Source organism: Bacillus sp. FSL W8-0920 (genome assembly GCF_038593215.1).
GTDB classification, from domain to species: Bacteria; Bacillota; Bacilli; order Bacillales; family Bacillaceae; genus Bacillus; species Bacillus pumilus.
Genome location: NZ_CP151974.1, coordinates 1443227 through 1464090, shown reverse-complemented (window position 1 = coordinate 1464090; position 20864 = coordinate 1443227). Strand labels below are relative to the sequence as shown.

Annotated in this window: 21 protein-coding genes; 3 read left to right on the top strand and 18 right to left on the bottom strand. The window is 41.8% G+C overall.

The window, feature by feature from the left end; genetic code table 11:
• The first annotated feature begins 83 nt into the window (after window positions 1–83).
• Window positions 84–1292: a sporulation integral membrane protein YlbJ gene (gene ylbJ / locus NSS78_RS07265; protein WP_309216654.1), complete on the top strand. Its 1209-nt coding sequence runs from the start codon at window positions 84–86 to the stop codon at window positions 1290–1292.
• 13 nt (window positions 1293–1305) lie between these two features.
• Here ylbJ and coaD read toward each other — a convergent pair whose 3' ends face one another.
• The 9 genes from coaD to NSS78_RS07220 form a co-directional block, all read right to left on the bottom strand.
• Window positions 1306–1788 (bottom strand): pantetheine-phosphate adenylyltransferase, encoded by a 483-nt coding sequence (gene coaD / locus NSS78_RS07260; protein ID WP_044142001.1) that lies wholly within the window; start codon window positions 1786–1788, stop codon window positions 1306–1308.
• A gap of 3 nt (window positions 1789–1791) precedes the next feature.
• Window positions 1792–2379, bottom strand: a complete 588-nt coding sequence (gene rsmD / locus NSS78_RS07255; RefSeq protein ID WP_257736834.1) for a 16S rRNA (guanine(966)-N(2))-methyltransferase RsmD — start codon at window positions 2377–2379, stop codon at window positions 1792–1794.
• A 280-nt stretch (window positions 2380–2659) separates the two neighbouring features.
• The gene (locus NSS78_RS07250) at window positions 2660–2932 is read right to left on the bottom strand and encodes a YlbG family protein (RefSeq protein WP_309216652.1); all 273 of its coding nucleotides are present in this window, start codon (window positions 2930–2932) and stop codon (window positions 2660–2662) included.
• Window positions 2933–2998: 66 nt separating this feature from the next.
• A complete protein-coding gene (locus tag NSS78_RS07245) occupies window positions 2999–3448 on the bottom strand; it encodes a YlbF family regulator (protein WP_007499807.1) in 450 nt (149 codons plus the stop codon).
• Window positions 3449–3505: 57 nt separating this feature from the next.
• Complete coding sequence (locus NSS78_RS07240) at window positions 3506–3916, bottom strand: hypothetical protein (RefSeq protein ID WP_268500566.1); 411 nt, start codon at window positions 3914–3916, stop codon at window positions 3506–3508.
• A gap of 69 nt (window positions 3917–3985) precedes the next feature.
• Window positions 3986–4234: a YlbE-like family protein gene (locus NSS78_RS07235; RefSeq protein ID WP_034619936.1), complete on the bottom strand. Its 249-nt coding sequence runs from the start codon at window positions 4232–4234 to the stop codon at window positions 3986–3988.
• 19 nt (window positions 4235–4253) lie between these two features.
• Window positions 4254–4667, bottom strand: a complete 414-nt coding sequence (locus tag NSS78_RS07230; protein WP_003212038.1) for a YlbD family protein — start codon at window positions 4665–4667, stop codon at window positions 4254–4256.
• Window positions 4668–4775: 108 nt separating this feature from the next.
• Entirely contained in the window at window positions 4776–5819 is a 1044-nt protein-coding gene (locus NSS78_RS07225; RefSeq protein WP_342468321.1) for a CAP-associated domain-containing protein, read from the bottom strand.
• Between the two features lie 122 nt (window positions 5820–5941).
• Window positions 5942–6364: a CBS domain-containing protein gene (locus tag NSS78_RS07220; protein WP_034620044.1), complete on the bottom strand. Its 423-nt coding sequence runs from the start codon at window positions 6362–6364 to the stop codon at window positions 5942–5944.
• A 161-nt stretch (window positions 6365–6525) separates the two neighbouring features.
• On the opposite strand from NSS78_RS07220, the gene NSS78_RS07215 reads away from it, so the two are divergent.
• Window positions 6526–6891, top strand: a complete 366-nt coding sequence (locus NSS78_RS07215; RefSeq protein WP_050945108.1) for a YugN family protein — start codon at window positions 6526–6528, stop codon at window positions 6889–6891.
• Between the two features lie 31 nt (window positions 6892–6922).
• Here NSS78_RS07215 and ctaG read toward each other — a convergent pair whose 3' ends face one another.
• From ctaG to cyoE, 6 genes are all read right to left on the bottom strand, one after another.
• Window positions 6923–7801: a cytochrome c oxidase assembly factor CtaG gene (gene ctaG, locus NSS78_RS07210; protein ID WP_012009845.1), complete on the bottom strand. Its 879-nt coding sequence runs from the start codon at window positions 7799–7801 to the stop codon at window positions 6923–6925.
• Between the two features lie 30 nt (window positions 7802–7831).
• Window positions 7832–8161 carry a cytochrome c oxidase subunit IVB gene (gene ctaF, locus NSS78_RS07205; RefSeq protein WP_003211520.1) on the bottom strand — a complete coding sequence of 110 codons (330 nt, stop codon included), beginning with the start codon at window positions 8159–8161 and terminating at the stop codon, window positions 7832–7834.
• Window positions 8162–8163: 2 nt separating this feature from the next.
• Entirely contained in the window at window positions 8164–8787 is a 624-nt protein-coding gene (gene ctaE, locus NSS78_RS07200) for a cytochrome c oxidase subunit III (RefSeq protein ID WP_088001578.1), read from the bottom strand.
• Window positions 8784–10655 carry a cytochrome c oxidase subunit I gene (gene ctaD / locus NSS78_RS07195; protein ID WP_050945109.1) on the bottom strand — a complete coding sequence of 624 codons (1872 nt, stop codon included), beginning with the start codon at window positions 10653–10655 and terminating at the stop codon, window positions 8784–8786. Before ctaD ends, ctaE begins: the two co-directional genes overlap by 4 nt.
• A gap of 166 nt (window positions 10656–10821) precedes the next feature.
• A complete protein-coding gene (gene coxB, locus NSS78_RS07190) occupies window positions 10822–11889 on the bottom strand; it encodes a cytochrome c oxidase subunit II (RefSeq protein ID WP_003212202.1) in 1068 nt (355 codons plus the stop codon).
• Between the two features lie 278 nt (window positions 11890–12167).
• Window positions 12168–13085 carry a heme o synthase gene (cyoE, locus tag NSS78_RS07185; protein ID WP_003211774.1) on the bottom strand — a complete coding sequence of 306 codons (918 nt, stop codon included), beginning with the start codon at window positions 13083–13085 and terminating at the stop codon, window positions 12168–12170.
• Between the two features lie 393 nt (window positions 13086–13478).
• On the opposite strand from cyoE, the gene NSS78_RS07180 reads away from it, so the two are divergent.
• On the top strand, window positions 13479–14402 hold the full coding sequence (locus NSS78_RS07180) for a heme A synthase (protein WP_003210766.1): 924 nt from the start codon (window positions 13479–13481) through the stop codon (window positions 14400–14402).
• Window positions 14403–14442: 40 nt separating this feature from the next.
• Here the strand turns inward: NSS78_RS07180 and NSS78_RS07175 are convergent, their stop codons facing one another.
• From NSS78_RS07175 to ftsW, 3 genes are all read right to left on the bottom strand, one after another.
• A complete protein-coding gene (locus NSS78_RS07175) occupies window positions 14443–15876 on the bottom strand; it encodes a deoxyribodipyrimidine photo-lyase (protein WP_309216641.1) in 1434 nt (477 codons plus the stop codon).
• 99 nt (window positions 15877–15975) lie between these two features.
• The gene (pyc, locus tag NSS78_RS07170; RefSeq protein ID WP_212045831.1) at window positions 15976–19422 is read right to left on the bottom strand and encodes a pyruvate carboxylase; all 3447 of its coding nucleotides are present in this window, start codon (window positions 19420–19422) and stop codon (window positions 15976–15978) included.
• 80 nt (window positions 19423–19502) lie between these two features.
• Entirely contained in the window at window positions 19503–20714 is a 1212-nt protein-coding gene (gene ftsW / locus NSS78_RS07165; RefSeq protein WP_044142014.1) for a putative lipid II flippase FtsW, read from the bottom strand.
• Window positions 20715–20864 lie beyond the last annotated feature (150 nt).

Genomic DNA, 20864 nt, shown 5'->3' with positions numbered 1-20864 from the left:
AATAGAAGACAGGCTCGGCTAGTTTCTTTCTTTTTTGATCACGAGCTCGCCAATAGATCATAACGGCAAGGGGCGAAATCTCCATGAAAAAATGGAACACTCTGTTCATCGCTGCTTTTTTTATCTTTTTAACAGCCACTGTGATTACACATCCACAAGCCTCTTTGCAAGCGTCTAAAAATGGACTTGCAATGTGGTGGGAGGTTGTATTTCCATCATTGCTTCCTTTTTTTATTTTGTCCGAGCTATTAATTAGTTTCGGGATTGTCAGATTTGTCGGGGTATTATTAGAGCCATTTATGCGCCCCATCTTTCGAGTGCCTGGTGTAGGCGGATTTGTCCTAGCGATGGGAATGGCATCAGGCTTTCCTTCTGGTGCGAAATTAACCACTAGACTCAGGCAGGAAGGGCAACTGACACAAATCGAAGCAGAGCGCCTCGTTTCTTTTACAAATTCATCGAACCCATTGTTTATTTTCGGTGCGGTGGCTGTTGGTTTTTTTCATCATCCAGCTTTAGGAATTGTTTTGGCCTGCGCACATTATTTAGGGAATCTCGCTGTTGGGGTGACGATGCGAGGATATAAAGCACGGCATGATGCACATCTGAGAAGCCGTAAGCAAATTTTATTCCCACCGTTTCAAGAGGCATTCAGCGCTCTTCATACAGCAAGACTCGCAGAGAAAAGACCGCTCGGCCAAATTTTAAGTGATGCGGTCATGTCATCAGTCCAAACACTCTTTATGATTGGCGGCTTTATTATCTTATTTTCTGTGTTTAGCAAAATGCTGTCAGTTGTTCATGTGACGGATCTCTTATCCATAGGGATCGGATATATGCTGCAAACGATGCACCTTCCGCCAGAATTAGATCTTGCGATGATTGCCGGTTTATTTGAAATCACATTAGGAAGTCAGCTGACAGGGTCACAGGAAGTCACCCTTCTTGCTAAAACGATTGTCGTCAGCTTTATATTAGGATTCAGCGGGTTTTCTGTTCAAGCTCAGGTCGCTGGCATTCTGACGGCAACAGATATACGCTTTAAACCGTTTTTCTTCGCTCGTTTGCTTCACGGGATTTATGCAGCTGTTTTTGCCTTCTTATTGTTCAAGCCTCTTTATGTCTCTCGATCTGACATGGCTCTCCCAGCAGGTGCCTTTGAAGCAAGCCAGCAGGTCGTCATGTACAGCAGTGTGCTTTGGAATCAGCTTGTGACAGCTGGCCCTTTGATCACGCTATGCAGCTTGATCTTGTATACGGCGCTATACTATCAGAAATTAAAAAAAGGATGAGTGCACAGTGCACTCATCCTTTAAATTTTTCTATCAGCGCTTCTTCTACCTCTTTTGGCACAAGGTCTTTGACTGAACCATCATATTTCGCTACTTCTTTGACAATGCTTGAGCTTAAGAAGGAATACTGATTGTTGGTCATCATGAAAAACGTTTCAATGTCATCGTTTAACACTTTATTCATTGATGTGCCCTGCATTTCATATTCAAAGTCTGTCACAGCTCTTAATCCGCGTAAAATGACTTTGGCTTCTTTTTGTTTCGCATAATCAACAAGCAGACCGTGAAAGGATTCGACTTTGATATTTGGCAGATCCTTCGTCGCTTGGCGAATGAGCTCACACCGTTCTTCAACGGTAAATAACGGTTTCTTGGATGAGTTATTTAGTACACATACATACACTTCATCAAAGATCTTTGCACCTCTTTTGATGATATCCAAATGGCCCAATGTGACTGGATCGAAGCTACCCGGACAAACGGCTATGTTCCCCATGCTTTAATTTCCCCGCTTTCTATAGATCGTAATACCAGTCAACCCGTACAGTTCCTGTCTTGATATGTAAAGCTGTCCAGCTTCCTCTGGCAGTATAACGTCCTTATCATGCTCACACACGATTACGCCGTCATCTGTTAATAAGGCATGCTCGTCAATCATGTCAAGAAGTGCTTTTAGCTGTTGATCTTTGTAAGGCGGATCAAGAAAGATCGCTTGAAAGGATTCCTCTCGTTTCACAACGGCTGCAAGTGCACGCTTTGCCTCGTTTCGAAACACTTCACTTTGATCAATCAGCTCCAATTGATTGAGGTTTCCTTTTATCGTTTGAATCGCCTTCATATCTCGATCAACGAATATGCAATGATCGAATCCTCTAGAAAGCGCTTCAATCCCTAAACCACCGCTTCCCGCAAATAAATCAAGGGCCCATCCGCCATCAAAATACGGGCCGATCATATTAAATATCGATTCTTTTACTTTATCTGTCGTCGGTCTTGTTGATTGACCTGGTACCGCTTTAAGTGTGCGGCCTTTTCTCGTTCCAGAGATGACTCTCATTTTTCCACCACTTTTTCTGCTTGCTTCTATTGGTTATTGTGTATGACAAAAAATCCAACATTATCTTACCACAACACTCCGCAGGGGACAATGCGCGGACTTTCATTCATTTACTATGTATAGATCAAGGAAAGCGGGGTCATACTACTTATAACAGCATCTGATGTGGTGCTGTTGCCAACCGCGGAGAAGACTTACGTTTCCCCATAAGTTCTTCCTCCGGTTTCTCCTCTCCCTTTGCCTTCTCCTTAATGAATCATTAAGAATAGAAGGACCCCGCGGGTGATGCCGCGGGGGTTTTTTTGTGTCTTTAAAAGCCCACTTTATAATCATACTCTTTTGCTTTGTCCAATTTGGATTCGTACTCTAATTTAATAAAGGGTTTATATGAAGGCTCAACACGTTTCACAAATGGCAATGAGCTGAGCTTAGCCATATGGCGCTCGAGATCATTCATATCACAATAGATCACTGCATATTTCATTTTCCGTGAAATATAGTGAACATTTCCAAATTTTCTTAGCGCCTTTGACTGCTTTAACGAATGCAGCCAAACGACCATCCCTTGACGTTTGCTTTCCATCTTTTCACCTGCCGCTTTTTCAATTCTTTTCAGTCATTATGTAAAAGACGAGACATTCAAGTCTCGTCAAGATACTTTACAGCCACAGCTGCCACCAGATCCACAGCCACCGCCGCATGATGATAGACCATCAAAATATGGGTTCCCTGTTGGAACTTTGATATATGCTGATACAGCTTGACCGATTTCAATACTAATCTCATCTAAGATGGATTGAATCGCTGTTTCTGCTTTTTTGAAATCAACCACTGTATCGTGAAGATCTAACTTTCTTTTGACCTCACGCATTTCCTTTGAGATCGTTCTATAGTCCGGATGGTATTTGCCGAACCGCTGCACATCCTCATATTGCTCTTTTACTTTTGTAAAATGGGCAATAATTTGTTGGGCTTCTTCGTCTTGCTGGAGACGCTTAAAGCAGTTGCGGTAATGTTCAGCCTCCTCCGACTGAAGAATCATGGCAGCCAATTGATTCGCTTCCTCTTGGAGCTCCACAGATTCGATTGTCGCATACATAAATGATGCACCTCCAATTCATAGTTTACCACGAAACCTATGGATCAGAAAATGCTTTTACGTCACAAATACATCCCATGTCTCTCTTTTCTGCCTATATTCTGGATGACGAGAATTGAGCACAACGGTCATTTTATGCTTTCCTTTTGAGAGATGCTTGACCACAAATGCAGCAGTATATTCATTGCCTGCACGTTTTCCGTCTACATACACTGTAAAATATCCCGCCTTCTCATCCTTTTTTAGTCGCGTAGGCTCAAGATGAAAATCTTGCAGTGTACTTTCTATATAAACAGAAGACCCCTGCACTTTGTATTTTAAAAAACCTTGCTGCTTCATTTCGCTTTGGGCTTGCTGCATCACATGTACAGCTGGATCTTGCTTTATGACTTGCTTCTCTTCATGTTGACTTTGACACCCGGTGACAAGAAAAAGCAATGCGCATATTGACAGCATCCATTTCATCATCTGATTCTCCTTTCATCTACTTTTATAGGATGCTCAGGAAATAGACATCTTAATCAACTCAAAAAAGCCTCATCCGGCTCCATTTTGATTGCGCATTGCTTGGAACATTTGAATCATCATTTCAGCCATTTGGACACTGTTACTCAACTGACTCACACGATGAGGAATGGTTTTTTCGTAAAAATTCATTTTATCTAATTCAAAGGACGATAGCTTATCAGGATGTCGAGTCAGCTGTCTGTACCAGAGAGGACGCTGTCTGATGAATTTGATTCGATCCTCTTCGGCCATGACAAACTCCAGTACTTCTTTCCGCACCAAAAGCATCCCCTTTCACTTAATCTTTCCTGAAGGAGAATGGGTGCTGACTGCCTCCAGATGAACCTTTCTTTGAGCCATTTGATGAAAATTGTCCGAGTAAGCTTTGTAAAGAGGAAATAGACTGGCTCATTTTGTTGATTTGTTCATTCATTTGATCAGCGTCCATTTTTTTCACAGCAGAAACCATTTTAGACATAAAATCGGCTTTTCCCGCTTCACTTGGCTTAGAGTCTTTTTCTTCTTTCACGTCTCCAGATTGCGTTTGCCGGTAAGGAGACCACATCTCATCTTCCTCACCAAACATGACCCAATTTTCGTATACACTTTGCCAGCTTTTTTCTTGCGTTTGCACTTCTTGAATTAACTTCGGATGGCGTCTGACGAATTGTTTAAATTCATCAATGGATGTTTGTTTTTGCTTGTTTGTCATATCCTCACCCCCCATACAAATGCCTACTATACTATATACATCAGCAGTTATTTTGGTGAGCCTCTTTTTCAATCAAAAAAACAGCTGCGATGGTGCAGCTGCTTTCGTTTAAGATGTTTTTTTAATGAAGTTTTGGGTGTAGTATTTTTCTTTCACACCGACGCCAAGGTGTGTGTAATCTTTATTTAATAACGCCTTTCTATGACCTTCACTATTGAGCCAGCCTTCTACCGCTGCAGGTCCATCTACATAATTATAGGCAATGTTTTCACCTGCGAGCTGAAATGCCACCTCGCCTCTTTCTAATCGGTCTTTCAGCGTACCGTATTTTTTAGATTCATGGGAGAAATAATGATTCTCTTTCATGTCCTCACTATGCATGAATGCCACTTCAGAGGTTTCATCATCCCACTTTAAGATCGGCAGTTTGTACTTATGACGAATAATATTGGTCATATCAAAAATTTGTTTTTGACTGGAAGCTTCGATCTCTTTCCATTTTTCACCCGATATTGCCTCTGGTTCTATCAATTGACCACGATAGACGACTTCGTATGGCTTTTGTTTCACAAATGTATCTGCGTTAAACGCCCTAATACTTGAAAGGGTGCTTTCAAACTTATCCATGTAAAGCTGAACATATACATCATCGTCCACTTTCACGGTAGGTCTTGTATTCATATCATCTTCTGAGAATTCAAAGCGGTATGAATTTTGTTCATCCTCTACATGAATGTAAGGTGCAATTTGTGTTTTTTTAAATACCTCACTTGTGGCTTGACCGATTTTAAACGGTTCAACATTGAGCCCGTCTCCTGTTGCAAACAATGTCACCACTTTACTATTCTTTACCCCTACTTGAATATAGTGCTTCTTCGATTGATTGTATATCCACCAGTCATAATCATATGCGGAAGGATCAATGCGATCTGGTTCTCCCAGCTGTTTAAGCACTTCGTTTGAAGATTTCCCCATAAAGGACATGAGCCCCTTTTTAGGGATGTTGATCGGCTTATCGCTAGATGTTCCTTCATTAGACACCTTCGGTTCATTGCTGTTTTCTTTTTCTGGTGAAGATCCATATTGAATAAACAGAACATACGTTCCAGATATAATCAGGAGGATGAGGAGTGTTTTGAGCACAGTTTTCAAATAAACACCTCCGTTAAATTGGCAAGGTACAAAAAGTACCTTCTACTGTCATTTAAACAAAACTCGCTCTATTTATCAACGACAATACAGCCTATTTAACACGAATTTAAAATATGCCCCTCTTAATGAAGAAATCCTTGCCCATGATCTTGATCCTGCTGAGAGATTTCTGTCAGTGCATCTCCTGCGCGATCATTCGATAAATCTTCGACGGATAAATCTCCAAGAGCGACAATCCCTGTTAATGCACCGTTCTTCACAACAGGAATGCGGCGAAGCTGGTGCTCTGACATCAGCCGGACAATTTCTTCAAGCGTTGCATCTTCTTCTGCTGTCAGTACTTCCTTCGTCATCAGCGAGCCTACTTCCTGTGAGTTTGGCTTTTTTTCTGCAATGCCTCTGAGTACAAGGTCACGGTCTGTCACGATACCAACGAGCTGATCTCCGTTAACCACGGGAATGGCTCCGATGTCTGCTTCTCTCATTTTGACTGCGGCTTCATACGTATTGTCATCTTGCTGACATGTCACTACTTTTTTTGTCATAATATCTTTAATTTTTTTCGTTTTCACGTTGATTCCTCCATCTGTTATTTTCTTTATTACTGTAACCAGGTTATAAAAGAACATACCTTTCACAGTTGAAAGTTTAACGCTTTCATACTATGATTGTCAGTAAAGGGAATTTTTATAAGGAGGGGTTTTGGGTGAAGTTTGAAGGTACGGGGATTGAAAAGGTAGCAGCTGACTTAAATAAATTAGATTTCATCATGGAAAGTGAAGGATTTGTACGAGCCGATCAATGGGATTATGAGCGTGTGACGTACGACAGAAAGTTTAACATGGTAGAGGGAACCTTTTATTTACGCATTTCCGGCTACGCCACCGAAGGAGATGTAGGTTCAAAAAGAGCACACATACAGCTTCTTACACCTTTACTCGGAAAACATTATTATCCGCACGGTGTTGAATACGGCGAAGGCGAAGATTTCCCTAAGTCTCTCATCCAATCAAGCAAAAAAACGCTTGAACAGCTGAAAGAAAAACTAGAAGCAATGACTGCAGAAGCATAAACGAAAGCACAGCCATCCGGCTGTGCTTTTTTCATTCATATTTCGGAATCAGGGCATCTGGTACGGCATCTTTCGCTCTTTCTTTTCTTGCCCAGTCAAAGAAGACAACAGCAAGGATCGAGCCGTACACAATCTCCTGAATAATTTTCATCAAAATCGCGCCTAGCTGCTGGTCTTCTAGCAGCGGCAAGGTATGGAACATTTCAGGACCTGTGAGCGCAAGACCTGCCAGCGTATCACTTGGTACGCATAGATGCAGCGCCTGTATCCAAGCACCAGCATCAGAATAGGTTGCATAGATCGGTGCCTCACTAAACATGATGAGTGCACACGCAGGAGTCATTAATATCCCGTCTGCCATGATATAACCAAGCTTTAAAATGCCTGTAATCTGAGGCTGACTTTGGACTTTATGAACGAGCGGCCACCACATGAAAAAGGCAGCGATAAAAATGACCACTGTCATCAGCGCATGATAAAACGGATCTGTTTTCACAAAGTCAAACACAAGCGGAATATGGTACATCGAAAACAAGCCGTTAAACCCAAGCAATGCAATTAAAGGCTTTGAAAACAAACGAAACATCTGCTGAATGCCTGGTGTTTGTATGATCCGCTCCCAAATGGCCGCAGGTAATCCTGTAATAAGGAGAGGCGGAATGACTAAATAGAGCACCGCCATTTGCGCCATATGTGCACTAAACATAATATGCCCCATTAAATCAATTGGGCTTCCTTTTACGGCGTATAACAGAACAAGCCCCGTCAGAAACAACGTTTTCTCTTTTACCGTCGCACGATGCTTCCCCTTTGTCACAAGAAGCAGATAAAGAGCAGCTGCTATGACAATACTAGTCAAATAGTAAGGGCTCCATAATGCCCGAAATCCGAATATTTCTAAGTTCTCCATTGCTGCGCCTCCTTCAAGGGCAAAGCGGGCTTACCACCAAATAATGGTCAAAAAGGCTAATACGGTAATAAACGCGACAAACACACCTGAGTAAAGAAACAATGCGGGTGTTTCATGCCCTTTTTGGTTCATGTGCATAAAATAATAAAGCTGAAAAGCCACCTGAATAACGGCAAGCAGTAAAATAAATGGTACTGCGAACCAGTTTCCTACGTCTTCAGAAGCGATTGTTAAAAAGGCAACAAAGGTTAATCCAATCATCAAGCCGAAAGAAATGAGCTGATGCTTCATTTCTTCGGCATTTTTCTTTTTACGGTATACAAGATCGACTTTAGACTGATTTGTGTTTTTATTTCCCATTCTTATCCCACCATTCCCATTAAATATACAACGGTAAAGATGAAGACCCACACAACATCAATGAAGTGCCAATACAGACTTGCCACATAATATTTCGGCGCATTGTATAAATCGAGTCCGCGTCTCATATTTCGAATCATAAGAGCGGTAATCCAGCAAAGTCCAAAGGCGACGTGAGCCCCGTGAGTTCCTACAAGTGTATAGAAGGAGGAACCAAGAGCTGAACTGGTAATGGTAAAATCATACGCATGCACATAATGATAGAACTCATAAATCTCAACCCCTAAAAATGAAGCACCTAATAGCACAGTCACACCAAGCCAAAGCTGCATCTTTTTAAAGGCAAAGTTTTTCATATGATACATTGCATACACACTCGTTAAACTGCTCGTTAGTAGTAGCATCGTGGCAATAAAGACAAGCGTGAGATCAAACATATCAGTTGTTTTTGCTCCGCCTGCATTAGAGTTTTTCAGCGCCAAATACGTGGCAAAGAGCGATGCAAACAGAACGGTTTCTCCCCCAAGAAACAACCAGAACCCGACGAACTTATTCTTTCCTTCTAACGTGGCTTTCTCAGGAGAAGCCGGAAAAGTTTCTGCTGTCATTTTTTGTGGTTCCATTATGCTTTCACCCCTTTATCATCGTCATCGGTCAAATCTTCTTTGTGAATATGGTACCCATGATCGTCTTTAAGAGAGCGAACCAGCATGGTCGCAAATGTAATGCCAAGACCAATGAGAATCACTGGAAGCCCCCAGCTATGCTCTTGACGATACATGAAGCCAAACGCTGACACAAATAGACCGAATGAGATAATGACAGGTAAGATGGAATTATTCGGCATGTGAATATCATCGAGCGGTTCAGATGCTGTCATTCCTTTTTTACCATCCATTTTTTCAATCCATAATGGATCTAGTCCTCTGACAAGCGGAAGCTGTTTAAAGTTATATTCTGGCGGAGGTGAAGACACTGCCCATTCAAGCGTTCTTCCATCTCCCCAAGGATCGCCCGATACACGCTCCCCTTTTGCTGTCGTCCAGATGATATTAATCAGCATGATGACAACAGCTACAAACATGAACAGTGCCCCAATCGTACTGACCAAGTTCCCAAGGTCTAGCCCCTGACCCGGCAAGAATGTAAAGACTCGGCGCGGCATGCCCCAAAGACCGAGAAAATGCTGGATAAAGAAGGTTAAATGGAAACCGACGAAAAACAGCACAAAGCCAATTTTCCCAAGCTTCTCATTCAGTATTTTTCCAAACATCTTCGGCCACCAGTAATGCACACCAGCTAAAATACCGAATACGACCCCGCCGATAATGACGTAGTGGAAATGCGCCACAACAAAGTACGTATCGTGGAACTGATAATCTGCTGCAGCTGCTGCAAGCATGACTCCGGTTACCCCGCCAAGTAAAAACGACGGTATAAAGGCAACGGAATACAGCATTGGCGTTGTAAACTTCACATTACCGCCCCATATGGTGAGCAGCCAGTTAAATACTTTAATTCCTGTCGGCACCGCAATCGCCATTGTGGCTACAGCAAAGATGGCATTGGCAATCGGACCAAGTCCTGTTGTGAACATGTGATGCGCCCACACCATGAATCCAAGGAAACCAATCAATACAGTCGCAAACACCATCGACGAATACCCAAACAGCCTTTTTCTTGCAAACACTGGAATGATTTCAGAAAATATTCCGAATGCTGGCAGGATTAAGATATAAACTTCTGGGTGTCCGAAAATCCAGAACAAATGCTCCCAGATGATTGTATTTCCGCCGAGCTCTGGATTAAAAAAGCTCGTATCAAACATTCTATCAAGCATCAGCATCGCAAGCCCTGCAGTAAGCGGCGGGAATGCGAATAAAATCAGTGCTGAGGCGACAAATGTCGTCCAAGTAAAGAGCGGCATTCTCATATACGTCATACCAGGCGTTCTCATATTAATAATCGTTGCAAGAAAGTTGATTCCGGCAATTAGCGTACCAATACCCGCTATCTGCAACCCTAAAATATAGAAATCCATGCCGTGTCCTTCTGAATTCAGCGTGAGCGAAGCGTATGCAGTCCAGCCTGCATCAGGTGCCCCGCCCATAAACCATCCAAGATTTAAGAAAATTCCTCCGAAAAAGAACAGCCAAAAACCAAGTGAATTCACAAATGGAAACGCTACGTCACGTGCACCAATTTGAATAGGTACAACCGCATTCATTAATGCAAATAAAAGCGGCATTGCTGCAAGGAAAATCATCGTTGTTCCATGCATCGTCATGACTTCATTGTAAAACCCTGCACTTACAAAATCATTTTCAGGGATGGCTAGCTGAATACGGATTATCATCGCTTCCAGGCCGCCAATTAAAAAGAAAAATCCCCCTGCCACTAAATATAGTATGGCAATTTTTTTGTGGTCAACCGTCGTCAAGTAATCCCATAAGACAGCGCCAAACCCCCGCTTTTTAGCTATAGTACTCACCATGAAATCCCCCTCTTATCTCCCATTTGCCCCTTTTCATATAGATGTTTTAACTTTACACAGACTGTGTCTGACAGATGGCTACTTCTTGGTTGTAGAGACATATTCGGGAGCTCTTAACAAAAACTTCACATCGATTACATACCCTCTTACACATTCCTATTAGAAATTACTCGATTTTAAGTCCTTTTAAATACTCATAAAGTGCATCTGCTTCTGAGTCATTTAATTTAGGGTACGTCCCTGTCATTTTATTTCCTGGTTTAAAGCTCTCTGGATCTTTCAGCCATGCTTTCACGTTTTCTTTGTTCATGTCTTTAATTCCAGCTACTTTCGTTCGCTCTCCGAAGGTTGCAAGGTTTGGTGCTGTCCTTGCCGCTTCCGGCCGTTCGTCCCCAGGCTCTACTGCGTGACAGCTCAAGCAGTTTTTCTCTTTAAATAATTTTTCACCTTCAAGGGCAAGATCTTTTGTGGATGTAGGCTTCTTGTAATCAGCCATTTTTTTCGTCCATCCTAAAAACTCATCTTGAGAAAGCGTTTTAACTTTAAAGTCCATTAAAGCATGCGAGGGACCGCAAAGCTCCGCACATTTCCCGTAGAAATATTCTCCTGCATCTTTCGTTCGTTTTGAATCAAAGGTTAAATAAAACTTGTTTTCATTGTCTGTGTTTGTATCAATTTTACCGCCAGCCGATGGAACCCAGAAAGAGTGTTTCACATCAGATGCTTTCAGCTTGAAGTAGACCTTTTGATCTGTCGGTACAATCAATTCCTGACTCGTGACAATCCCATAATCAGGGTATTCGAATTCCCACCAATATAAACTGGCTCTTACATTGACAACAAGTGTCTTTTCAGGATCTCGTTTTTTCTTATCCATAGCGCTTGTATCCCCAAGCTCAAGCGTGTATGCCACAACAGGCACAACGAGAATAATGAGGAGAAGAATCGGAATCGCTGTCCACGTAATTTCTAGGTTACGGTTCCCTTCCACCTGCTTTGGAATCGTATCTTCTCCAACTTTAGAACGTTTGAATTTAATGATGACGTAAAAGAAAATGATCGATACAACAATGACGACAAGAACCATAATGAGTGTACTCAGTACCGTTAGGAAAAATTGTTTATCTGCTACTTCCCCAACTGGTTTGAGTGTTGATAAGTATGGTTCACCACAGCCCGCCAAAACGAGCGTCAATAAGAGAAACAGTGAATAAACACGCCATTTTCTTATCATAATTTGTCCCAACCCCTTTTGCTTGATCTCCTTTGCCTTTCGCTTTTTACCTCTTATTTATAAAATCACTTTTCACCCATCCATAACCCCCGCCTCTTATAAAAGCACTTACATTTCCTGTTTTCATAAAAAAATGATGTTTTTACTCAAAATACCATCTATGTATAAACAGAAAGCCGCCTAAATAGAACTGAATATCAGGCGGCTTTCATAGTTGTTAGAAAATGTTGTGTTATAAGATATAGCCTTGTTTTGATGTGATCAAAGTGTATTTTACTCTAGAATAGTGTAATAATAATCATCGCGACGAAAAAGATGGTTAAGTAGTTTAATGAATAAACGAACATGAGCGTTGACCACTTCATGACGTCTTTCATTTTAAAGCCCATAAGGCCAATGACGAGCCATCCAATATTCAGCAATGTGCCAAGTGCGACAATCGGCCATCCTAATCCACCTAAGAAAAATGGAAGCGGGAGAAGACATGCTGTCCAAATGATGATTTGGCGCTTCGTGACTTCAAAGCCATAAACGACTGGCAGCATTGGAATACCTGCCTTGCGGTAATCTTCCGTTTTCTTAATCGCAAGTGACAGGAAGTGCGGGATTTGCCAAATGAACATAATCATAAACAAAACCCAAGCCGTTGTGTCGATTGTACCTGTGACAGCTGTCCAGCCGATTAATGGCGGCACCGCACCAGATACACTTCCAATAACGGTATTAATGGTGTAATGGCGTTTAGACCACATGGTGTAAAGAACCGCATAAGTAAAGACTCCGATAAATCCAATCACTGCTGATGTGATAGTTGTCATCAGAAGCATGATGAGTCCAAGTACAACAAGCAAAATACCAAATGCATACGCTTGCCCCGGCTGAATCTTACCTGTAACCGTCGGTCTTGTTTTTGTTCTTTCCATTAATATATCAATATCACGGTCAAACGCATTATTAATGGCGCATGAACCGGCAATAATAAGAGAAGAACCAATCATTGTTAACAGCACAATATCAAGATTCCCAAGGAAACTCATCCCTGTAAAATAAAAAGCAAGCCACATTCCAGTAAATGTTGTAATGAAGTTGGAATTGACGATGCCCATTTTAATCAGAGCAAGAAAATCTTTCCAAGCTGTTGTTTCTTCTATTTGTCCATGAATAGCTGCTTCCGCGGCTGTTTTGGAATTTGCCAATGTGTATAACCTCCCTTGCCCAAACCTTCAAACAAACAATGAAACGTAAATTCGTTACAACTCTATCATACAAGATAAACAGCTGTAAAAAAACATCCTATTAAATAATAAACGACAATCTCGAAGTTATTTGTGAACTTTTAGTGAATTTATTAGGATTTATCTGTGTTTCAGAAGGCGGTGCAAAATGAAATATTCTCTCCTCTATTTCTATCAGACTGTGAAAGAAAGATCAAGCACTCTAAATCTGTAAACTTTGTGAACTAACATATCATTTTTTTGTGAACTTTGGTCATTATGAATTGCAACAGAACACGCATTTGGCTTAAACTTGAGAGCATGTGAGGTTTTTCAATTAGATCAGAAGTTTTTTAGAGAAGGTGAAATAATTTGATGAAATTTGCTTTAAGGTTATTGAGCGTGATCACAACATTTGTGATGCTGATCGTTTTGATTGGCGGTGCGCTTGTGACGAAAACCGGCTCGGGTCTTGGCTGCGGCAGGCAGTGGCCCCTTTGTCACGGTCGTTTCTTCCCTGAAATGAACCCTGCTTCCATCATCGAATGGAGTCACCGCATGTCAACAGGGGTTTCAACCATTCTTGTCTTGGCACTGGCGGTCTTATGCTGGAAAAAGATTAGTCCAGTATTCCGTGAAACCAAATTTTTGGTCATCATGTCGATTATATTCTTACTGCTACAAGCGCTGTTAGGGGCTCTTGCCGTCGTGTTTGGTTCCAACGCACTTGTCATGGCACTGCACTTCGGTATTTCACTCATTTCTTTTGCTTCAGTGTTATTGCTTGCGCTTCTTGTATTTGAGGCAACCCGATCTGAAACAAAGCTTGTGAAGCCGCTTCATATCGGCAAAAAAATGCAGTTTCATATTTATGGTTTGATCACCTATACGTATATCGTGGTGTACACGGGTGCTTATGTGAGGCATACTAAGTCAAGCCTTGCTTGCTCTGTTTTCCCGTTTTGTTCAAAAGACGGTGCACTTCCAGCATACTTTAATCAGTGGGTGCAAATGTCTCACCGAGCAGCAGCACTTCTTTTATTCGTCTGGATATTTGTTGCGATGTTCCATGCCATGAAACATTATAAAGAACAGAAGCAGCTGTATTATGGATGGATCATTTCAGCCATTCTCATTACACTTCAAGCGATTTCAGGTGTGATGTCTGTGTATTCTCAGCTCGCACTAGGTTATGCGCTGGCTCATTCATTCTTTATTTCCTGTTTGTTTGGAGTACTCTGTTACTTCTGCCTACTCATTGCCCGGTTTAAATATGAAAGCAAAGAACCATTCAAATAAGAATTTGTATCCCCCTTTCTTGCGGAATGGGGGATTTGTTTTATTGTTGTTTTGCTTCTTCAAATAGCGAAATGGCTTTTTTGCGTCTTTCCTGGTGGTCAACTGCCGGCAGCGGGTATGTATCACCTAGCACACAGCCCGATTTCAATTGCTCATCAATCGGCATTTTACTTGGTTCATGAATCCATTTTTCATCGACATGCTCTAGCTCTGGTACATATTTTCTAATATATTCTCCGCTCGGGTCAAATCGCTTTGACTGAGTGGTCGGGTTGAAAATACGGAAGTACGGCACCGCATCTGTTCCGACTGAGGCTGCCCACTGAAATCCTCCGATATTTGACGCCTCATCATAATCCACAAGTTTTTTTGCAAAATACGATTCGCCCTTTCTCCAATCAATCAAATAATCCTTTGTTAAAAATGAAGCTGTAACCATCCGCAAGCGGTTATGCATCCAGCCCTCCTCATTTAACTGTCTCATCCCTGCATCAACGAGCGGAAAGCCTGTTTCTCCTTTACACCAAGCTTCAAACAGCGTCTCATCTTCATTCCATTTCATTCCTTGAAACGCCGAATTGATTTCTTTTTCTTTCATCTCAGGATAATGCGCATAAATCATATGATAAAAATCACGCCATGCCAGTTCTTTGATAAAAGTCTCTCTGCCCTCGTCTTCATAGAGTGCTTCTTCATATATCGCATGAAAGATTGTTCGAATCGAAATAGTGCCTGTTTTTAAGAAGCGCGACAGCTTGCTCGTTCCAAAAACAGACGGAATATCTCGTTTCTCATGGTAACGCGTTAATCTTTTTTGGATAAATTGATGAAGCGTGTTCATCGCTTTGTCTGAGCCGATTTGATCAAACTTCCTTGAGCAGCCCTTTATCAATTCTCGCAGTTTATCATTTCCTTTTTGCGAAAGTGGCTCATCACAAATCGTATGCTCGCTGCTAAAAAATGATTTGTCAACTTTTATCACAGGCTGCTTTTCTTGCTTACGCCATGATTGATAGTATGGGGTAAACACTTGATAATGTGACCCATCTGCTTTTAAAATATCTCGCGCCCCGTGAAGGTGTGTATCTTGCCATGTTGACACATGAATGCCCTTCTTTTCTAAAAAATCGGTTACTTGCTTGTCACGCCTTTGACCGATCCCCACCTCATCTTCATTAAAAAAGACGGCTTTGATGTCATACATTTCCATGACCTGCTGAAAGGCGCGCAGGACATCATCATGGAGAAGGTGAACATACACTTGAGATTCTCTCGCTTCCTTGACGAAATGCGCCAAGTTTTGAAAGAAATGTTCGTTATTTATATCCATTTCCATTTCAGTAAAGAATGGATCTAGATGATAAAGAGCCAATAATTTGTACTCGTGTTTTTTTGCATAAGTGATCGCTTTTGACAAGGCGATATGATCATCTAATCGCATATCTCGGCGAAACCAAATCACGACAATTTCCAACTTTCTTCACCTCACTCTATAGTGTAATCACTCTCGCAGGCTGCTGCACATTTTAATGCGCTCAAAAAAAGACACATCACGATGGATGTGTCTCACTTATTATTCAGGCTTTAAAACAATCAGCAGATCTCCGGTTTGAATCGGTTCTCCATTTGTCACATGTATTTCATCTACGACCGCAGTGAATGGGGCTTGTACAGTCGTCTCCATTTTCATGGCTTCATTGATCATCAAATGCTCACCTTGCGAGATTTTCTGCCCTTTTTCCACGAGCACTTTGATGACAGTGCCTGGCATTGATGCGGCAATGTGATTTGGATTTGAACGGTCCGCCTTCATTTTTTCTTGAACGGATGATTTGATGCTTTCATCCTTAATCACGACTTCACGCGGCTGTCCATTTAGCTCAAAGTAAAGAACTCTTGTGGCATCTGGATTCGGTTCTCCAATTGACACGAGTTTAACAATGAGGGTTTTTCCTTTTTCGATTTCTACCTCGATCTCTTCACCAAGCCTCATCCCGTAGAAGAACGTTGGTGTGTCAAGAACAGAGATGTCTCCGTAGCTTTCTGCTGTTTGGACAAATTCAGAAAAGACTTTCGGATATAAGGCATACGCAATCGCATCTTGCTCTGTCAGCGTCAGGTCATGAGATTCTTTGAACTGCTGCTGAATAGCTTCAAAGTCAACTGGCTTCAGCTTTTCACCAGGTCTGACAGTGAGCGGTTCTTCTCCTTTTAAAATCAGCTTTTGCAATTTTTCAGGGAACCCGCCATGCGGCTGGCCTAAATAGCCTTTAAATAGCTCCACAACAGAATCAGGGAAGTCTAAAGTTGCTCCTTTTTCATAGACATCTTCCTCTGTTAAATCATTTTGCACCATATAAAGTGCCATGTCTCCGACTACTTTAGAGGAAGGTGTCACCTTCACAATATCACCAAACATGTCATTCACACGTCTGTACATTTCTTTTACTTCGTTCCAGCGGTCACCAAGTCCGACACCTTTCGCCTGCTGCTGCAAGTTACTATACTGTCCGCCAGGCATTTCATGCTCATAAATTTCTGTATGAGGTGAATTCATGCCGCTTTCGAATTCACGGTAGTATTTTCTAACAGAATCCCAATATTGAGAAAGGTGTTCGACCGATTGGACGTTCATGTCTGGCTTTCTTTCATGCCCATCTAAAGCATAGTACAGTGAGCTTGCGCTTGGCTGCGATGTGAGTCCTGCCATAGAGCTGACGGCCACATCGACAATATCAACACCTGCATCAATTGCCTTTGCATAGGTGAACAGTCCATTTCCACTCGTGTCATGTGTATGAAGATGGATAGGGATTGTGAGTTCATCTTTTAAAGCAGAGACTAACTCATAAGCTGCCTGCGGCTTTAATAATCCCGCCATATCTTTAATACCTAAAATATGTGCACCGGCAGATTCAAGCTCTTTCGCAAGAGATACATAGTACTTAAGATCATATTTCGGACGAGATGGATCGAGAATGTCCCCCGTATAACAAATGGCTGCCTCTGCCACTTTGCCTGATTCACGAACAGAATCAATGGCAAGTGTCATGCCTTTGACCCAGTTTAAGCTATCGAAAATACGGAACACGTCAATGCCTGCCTCGGCAGATTCCTTTACAAATGCTTTAATCACATTATCCGCATAGTTTGTATATCCGACAGCGTTTGATGATCTTAAAAGCATTTGGAACAACGTGTTTGGCACTTCTTGGCGAAGCTCTTTTAATCGCTGCCAAGGATCTTCTTTTAAGAAACGGTACGCAACATCAAATGTAGCACCGCCCCACATTTCCATACTAAACAGCTCTGGCCATAAACCTGCTGTTGGCTGGGCTACTTTCTTTAAATCATGAGTTCTGAAGCGGGTCGCAAGCAGAGACTGATGCGCGTCCCTAAAGGTTGTATCTGTTAAAAGGACGCTCTTTTGTTCTTTCACCCAATTGGCAAGGCCCTCAGGTCCATGCGCATCTAACAATTGTTTAGTCCCAGATGGCATCTCTTGCTTGAGCGGAAGCTTCGGTACAACAGGCTTGTCAAAATGAGGCTTCTTTTTCTCCGCAATACCAGGGAATCCATTAATGGTCACGTTACCAATATAAGTCAGCATCTTCGTTCCACGGTCTTTTTGCTTAGGGAAATTAAATAGCTCTGGCGTTGAATCGATAAACGACGTATCGTATTCCCCTTTTAGAAACTTCTCATGCTTTGCCACGTTTTCAAGAAACGGAATGTTTGTTTTAATTCCGCGAATCCTGAATTCCTGTAAGTTTCGAACCATTTTAGCAGCCGCTTGGTCAAATGTGAGCGCCCATGTGGACAGCTTGACCAATAGTGAATCGTAATAAGGTGTAATAACTGCACCTTGAAAGCTGTTCCCTGTATCAAGTCGTACACCAAATCCCCCGCCTGAACGGTAGGCCATAATTTTCCCTGTGTCTGGCATAAAATCATTTAAAGGATCTTCTGTTGTAACCCTTGATTGAATGGCAAAACCATGTGTGAAAATATCTTCTTGCTTTGGTATACCGACTTCCTTGCTGTGAAGGTCATAGCCCTTTGCGACAAGAATTTGGGTTTGGACGATATCGACACCAGTGATCATTTCAGTGATCGTGTGTTCTACCTGTACCCTTGGATTGACTTCAATAAAGTAAAACTCTCCATTTGCAACAAGGAATTCTACAGTTCCTGCATTGATATATGATACATTCCGAGCCAGCTGAACAGCCGCTTCGCAAATGTCTTCACGCAGTTGATCTGTAAGAGACACACTTGGCGCCACTTCAATAACTTTTTGATGCCGCCTTTGAACAGAGCAGTCACGCTCATATAAATGAATGATATTGCCATGATTGTCACCAATCACCTGTACCTCGATGTGTTTCGGATTTTCAATCAGTTTTTCAACGTATACTTCGTCATTTCCAAAAGCCGCTTTTGCCTCTGACTTCGCACGGTCATAGGCTTCCTTCAGCTCCTCTTTCGTTCTGACAATCCGCATACCCCGGCCGCCGCCGCCTAGTGAAGCTTTAATAATAAATGGGTAACCGTATTCTTCACCGAATTTTTCGACTTCTTCGGCCGAATCAACTGGTCCGTCACTTCCTGGAATGACTGGAATTCCAGCTTTTTTCGCTTCTTCTCTTGCCTTTACTTTATCTCCAAACATATCTAAATGTTGAGAAGTTGGACCGATAAATTGAATGCCTTCCTCTTCGCATCGTCTTGCAAAATGAATGTTTTCAGATAAAAATCCGTATCCTGGATGAATCGCATCCACGTCATTTCGTTTTGCAATTTCGATGATCCCCTCGATATCAAGGTAGGCATCAATCGGCTTTTTCCCTTCTCCAACTAGATATGCTTCATCGGCTTTATAGCGATGATAAGAGCCCGAGTCTTCTTTGGAATAAATGGCTACTGTACGTAAATTGAGCTCCGTACAGGCCCTGAAGACTCTGATAGCAATTTCCCCTCTGTTTGCAACTAGAACCTTTTGAATTGTTCTCTGTGACATTTCTCACTCCTCCATATCCCTTAAAATTTTATATGTACTCTATAATAAAGGAAGAAATGAAAACTGTACACTTTTGTTTTCTAAAGATTCAAAGTTTTCTGCAATCCATTTTTTTGAACTGATGGCTTGCTCATTGATTTTTTCTTTTTGTAACGCTCTTTATATTCAGTAAACATGCTGATATTCAGCAATATTCCCATACAACCGCTCAGTAAAATGATGGACGATCCCCCGTAGCTAATAAACGGAAGAGTGACCCCAGTAATCGGAATCAGACCTGAAACACCGCCTAAATTAATGCATGTTTGGATCGCAATCATGGAGGAAATTCCTATTGCAAGCAAACTTCCAAATGGATCTTCACACTTTCTTGCAATATAAAAACCTTTCACGACGATGAAGCCAAGGAGAGCGAGTACAAAAAATACGCCGAAAAAGCCAAGCTCTTCTGAAATGATTGCCATGATAAAATCTGTGTGCGGCTCTGGAAGATACCCGTACTTTTGAACGCTTTCTCCTAGACCCAGTCCAAAAAAGCCGCCTGATCCAATGGCATAATAGGAATTAATCAATTGATGTCCAGTATCCCCTGCATCTTTAAAGGGATCTTGGAAACTCTCAAAACGCCCGAGGCGATTTTGCGTGAATATTTTATCCCAGAACAGAATAATAAATGGGGTTACGATGACCATCACGGCACTAAATAACGCCAGCAGCTTCGCAAGTGTTTTCCCGCTAAACCCTGAGCATAAAATCATCGCAAGAGCAATCATGCCAATGATAAAGGCTGTCCCATAGTCTGGCTGCAAAATGATAAATCCGCATAAGATCGAAACAATCACGATTGGAGGTGTGACTCCTCGTAAAATATGATCAATATAATGCTGCTTTTTTGCATACACAGCAGCAAGATAAATAATAACGACAATCTTCACAAATTCCGCTGGCTGAAGACTGAATGGGCCTACTTTAATCCAGCTTCTTGCGTTCCCTGCAATATGACCGCCAAAGTACACATAGATGAGGGAAAAAACGGATAGCAGCAGCATACCGATTTGAAATTTCTTATTTGAAAACAGCTGATATGGAACTAATGCTGTAAAGAGCAATATGACCGCTCCAACGATCATAAATAAAAGCTGTTTCTTAAAAAAATTATCTGGCGCGGCATCGTATCTAATCACAGATGTAATCATACTTGAGCTATACACCATGACCAAACCGAATGCGCTAATTAAAATAATGGCGAACAATAATGAGTAGTCATACGATTTTAGCATTCTCTTTAACATATAATCCTCTTCCTAACGTCTGTTTCTACTGCTTGATATCCTCTTAGCTGTTTTTATTCTACTACATTTTCTCTGTTTGATCTCGTTTTACCTCTTTTATATTGTTCGTCATTCGTGAAAGAATCAAGTCCGTTTGACATGAAACAATGA

Excerpts from the sequence above, each read along its gene's own strand:
- pyc (WP_212045831.1), bottom strand. The coding sequence starts at position 19,422 with ATGTCACAGAGAACAATTCAAAAGGTTCTAGTTGCAAACAGAGGGGAA.
- coxB (WP_003212202.1), bottom strand. The coding sequence starts at position 11,889 with ATGATAAGAAAATGGCGTGTTTATTCACTGTTTCTCTTATTGACGCTC.
- ylbJ (WP_309216654.1), top strand. The coding sequence starts at position 84 with ATGAAAAAATGGAACACTCTGTTCATCGCTGCTTTTTTTATCTTTTTA.
- NSS78_RS07240 (WP_268500566.1), bottom strand. The coding sequence starts at position 3,916 with ATGATGAAATGGATGCTGTCAATATGCGCATTGCTTTTTCTTGTCACC.
- ftsW (WP_044142014.1), bottom strand. The coding sequence starts at position 20,714 with ATGTTAAAGAGAATGCTAAAATCGTATGACTACTCATTATTGTTCGCC.
- NSS78_RS07245 (WP_007499807.1), bottom strand. The coding sequence starts at position 3,448 with ATGTATGCGACAATCGAATCTGTGGAGCTCCAAGAGGAAGCGAATCAA.
- ctaD (WP_050945109.1), bottom strand. The coding sequence starts at position 10,655 with ATGGTGAGTACTATAGCTAAAAAGCGGGGGTTTGGCGCTGTCTTATGG.
- NSS78_RS07230 (WP_003212038.1), bottom strand. The coding sequence starts at position 4,667 with ATGACAAACAAGCAAAAACAAACATCCATTGATGAATTTAAACAATTC.
- NSS78_RS07250 (WP_309216652.1), bottom strand. The coding sequence starts at position 2,932 with ATGGAAAGCAAACGTCAAGGGATGGTCGTTTGGCTGCATTCGTTAAAG.
- NSS78_RS07220 (WP_034620044.1), bottom strand. The coding sequence starts at position 6,364 with ATGACAAAAAAAGTAGTGACATGTCAGCAAGATGACAATACGTATGAA.
- coaD (WP_044142001.1), bottom strand. The coding sequence starts at position 1,788 with ATGGGGAACATAGCCGTTTGTCCGGGTAGCTTCGATCCAGTCACATTG.
- NSS78_RS07180 (WP_003210766.1), top strand. The coding sequence starts at position 13,479 with ATGAAATTTGCTTTAAGGTTATTGAGCGTGATCACAACATTTGTGATG.
- ctaG (WP_012009845.1), bottom strand. The coding sequence starts at position 7,801 with ATGGAGAACTTAGAAATATTCGGATTTCGGGCATTATGGAGCCCTTAC.
- ctaF (WP_003211520.1), bottom strand. The coding sequence starts at position 8,161 with ATGGGAAATAAAAACACAAATCAGTCTAAAGTCGATCTTGTATACCGT.